Here is a 3395-nt window from a genome sequence, read left to right as displayed (position 1 = left end):
GCACCCGGGGACGAGGCCGGCCAGGTCCTGCTCGCCTGGGTCGCGGCCCTCGCCCCGACGCTCGCGCTCGCCGCGATCGGGCTGCTCGGGTCGGTCGCGTTGGGCCGGTCCCCCATGGGGCTGCTGCTGCCCCCGATCGTGGCGATCGCGATGCAGGTCGCCCAGATGCTGCCGCTGCCCGTCGCCCTGCGTCTCGCCCTGCCCGGCTACGCCTTCATCGCCTGGAACGGCCTGTTCACCAGCCCGGTTCAGCTCGCGCCGCTCCTGGTCGGCGTCGCGGTCGGTCTGGCCTGGGCGGTGCTCGCGACCGCGCTGGCCTACGCGCTGTTCGTACGGCGGGATTTCACCAACCCGGCCTACGACGGTTCCGGGCGCCGTGCGATCACCGCCGGTCTGCTGCCACTGGCCGCGCTGACCGCCGTCGCCGTCGGCGTGATCGCCGTGGCCACCCCGTCGACGGGCTCCGGAATCGAGCAGGCCAAGGTCCAGCGGTCCCTCGCCACGGTGTTCGCCCACCTCTACCGCCTGCAGACGCGGCAACTCCACCGACCCGCCGTCACCGAGGCCCAGTTGGGGGCCACGGCGGCGTGCACCAAGAGCGACGGCCAGGCCGCCCAGGAGGGGGCGGGCAACGACTGGCGTTGCGTCGTGAGCTGGCATCTCCCCGGCGTCCCGGTGGCGGGGACGGCCATCTACCAGCTCGACATCACCTCAGACGGGCGGTTCGTGGCGGACGGTGACGGTCCGAAGGAAGTGAACGGCTACTTCCTGGTGCGGACTTCGACCGGTGACGCCCCGAATCCGCTGTGGCAGTTCGACGGCAACGTCGAGCTGCTCGGCACACACTGAAGGGAACAGTTCCGTGCAGGTAACACGTCAGCGTCGGATCAACGAGAAGAACAAGATCGACCTTTTCGGCAGACGCTTCGGGCGCCGGTCCATGCTGGTGACGGCGGGCATCGCGGTCGCTCTCGGCGTCACGGGCACCGCGGTCGCCTCGACGTATCAGTTCGGCACCCAGCAGGTCGGCGAGACCACGGCCAACGGCCAGGTCATCTCCAGCGACCAGTACATCAACCCCTACGGCACCCGCACCGTCATCAACGACGGCAAGATCATGTCGTCGACGGTCAGCCCGGACGGCGCCCACCTCGCGGCCTCGATCGCCGACGGCGACGCATCCCTGGTGGTCATGGACCTGGCCACGGGGCAGGTCAAGCAGAAGGTCGGCACCAACAAGGCGGACGACCTGCGCATCAGCAGCGGCGCCGTCGGCCAGGAGGGCCCGACCTACTCGCCCGACGGCAAGCAGCTGTGGCTGGGCCAGGCCGGCGGCTACACCAAGTTCACGGTCAACGCGGACGGCACCCTCGCCAACCCCACGGCCGTCTCGATCCCGGCCGACGGCTCCAAGCAGGCGCTGGTGGGCGCGGCCGTGTTCTCGGCCGACGGCTCCACCGTGTACTCCGCGGTCAACGGCCAGAACCGGGTGGTCGCCATAGACGCGGCGACCGGTGCCATCAAGCAGAGCTGGGCCGTCGGCAACGCCCCGCGCGGCATCGCCCTGGTCGGCGGCAAGCTCTACGTCAGCAACGAGGGCGGGCGCCCGGCCAAGGCCGGCGACACCACCCTCAACTCCTACGGCACGGACGTGGTGGCGAACCCGAGGACCGGCGCCAGCACCACCGGCACGGTCAGCGTCATCGACACCGCGCAGCCGTCCGCCGCCGTCGGCACCATCGCCGTGGGCCTGCACCCGACCGCGGTCTACGCGAGCAAGGGCGCGGTCTTCGTCACCAACACCGCCGACAACAACGTGTCGGTCATCGACAGCCGCAAGGACAAGGTCGTCCAGACCATCGCCACCCAGCCGTGGCCGGAGGCGTCGGTCGGTTACGAGCCGAACGCCGTCACCCTCACCGACGACGGCCGGCTGCTGGTGACGCTGGGCAGCGCCAACGCCGTCGCCGTGTACCGCTACACCTCCCCGCAGCAGCCCGCCCGATACGTCGGCCTGCTCCCGACGGACTACTTCCCGTCCGGGATCACCGCCGTCGGCAAGAAGGTGGTCGTCGCCAACACCCGTGGCATCGACGCCCGTCGCCCCGACAGCGCCGGCCACAACACCCACGACACCACGTCGAGCCTGACCCAGTTCACCCTGCCGAGCGACTGGGTCGTCAGGTCCGAGACGGCCAAGGTCTTCAAGCAGAACGGCTGGACCGGCAACTCGGTCGCGACGGCCAAGGGCGCGAGCCACACCAGGGCGGTCCCGGTCCCCGTGCGGCTCGGCGCGCCCTCGACGATCAAGCACGTCTTCCTGCTCGTCAAGGAGAACCGCACCTACGACCAGGTCTTCGGCGACCTCCCGCAGGGCAACGGCAACTCCTCGCTCACCCAGTTCGGCGAGAACGTGACGCCGAACCAGCACGCGCTGGCCCAGCAGTTCGGGCTGTACGACAACTTCTACGACATCGGCACCAACTCCGCCGAGGGCCACAACTGGCTGATGCAGTCGGACAACCCGGAGTACACCGAGTCGTCGGCCGGCGAGTACACGCGCAGCTACGACACCGAGAACGACGCCCTCGGCCACCAGAAGACCGGGTTCATCTGGACCGGTGCGCAGGCGGCCGGCAAGAGCGTCAAGGACTTCGGCGAGTTCCAGTCGATCGAGAGCAAGCCGTCCGGCGCGAATTGGCAGAACCTGTACTGCGACAGCAAGAACATGGCCGCGACCGGCGCGCAGACCGCCTACCCCATCAAGACGGGCTCGGCGATCCCCTCGCTCAACGACGTGTCGGTGCAGGGCTTCCCGCTGTTCGACCTCGACGTCCCGGACGTCTACAAGGAACAGATCTGGAAGCAGGACTTCGAGAAGAACGGCCCGGCGAACCTGAACATGTTCTGGTTCTCCAACGACCACACCGGCGGCCCGGCGAACGCGGCCGCCGAGGTCGCCGACAACGACCTCGCGGTCGGCAGGATGGTCGACGAGATCACCCACAGCAAGTTCTGGAAGGACTCGGCGATCTTCGTCGTCGAGGACGACTCCCAGGCCGGCCTCGACCACGTCGACGGCCACCGCGCCCCCGTGCAGGTCATCAGCCCCTACGCCAAGCACGGCACGGTCGACAACCACTACTACTCGCAGATCACCATGGTCCGCACCATCGAGCAGATCCTCGGGATCCACCCGATGAACCAGCTCGACAGCGCGGCCACCCCGATGTACGGCGCGTTCACGCAGAAGGCGGACGACACGCCGTTCACGGCGGTGCCCAACCGGACCTCACTGACCCTCAGGGCTGCGACGGGGACGCGGGCCATTGGTCCCGTATGCCCATGCGCGGGCGGGGCCATGCGACGGTTCGCCACTCTCGTACGGGCGCCTC

1 protein-coding gene and 1 pseudogene are annotated in these 3395 nt (G+C 69.3%); both read left to right on the top strand.

Translation table 11 applies throughout. The features are described 5' to 3' along the window. Nucleotides 1-849: pseudogene (locus tag ACWEN3_RS43850) on the top strand (ABC transporter permease); the annotation flags it as partial. A 13-nt stretch (nt 850-862) separates the two neighbouring features. Beyond that, nucleotides 863-3395: alkaline phosphatase family protein (locus tag ACWEN3_RS43845; protein ID WP_452983552.1), on the top strand; the 2533-nt coding region annotated here is incomplete at its 3' end.

This window comes from Streptomyces sp. NPDC004561, assembly GCF_053602155.1.
This window is presented reverse-complemented; position numbering and strand designations above follow the sequence as displayed.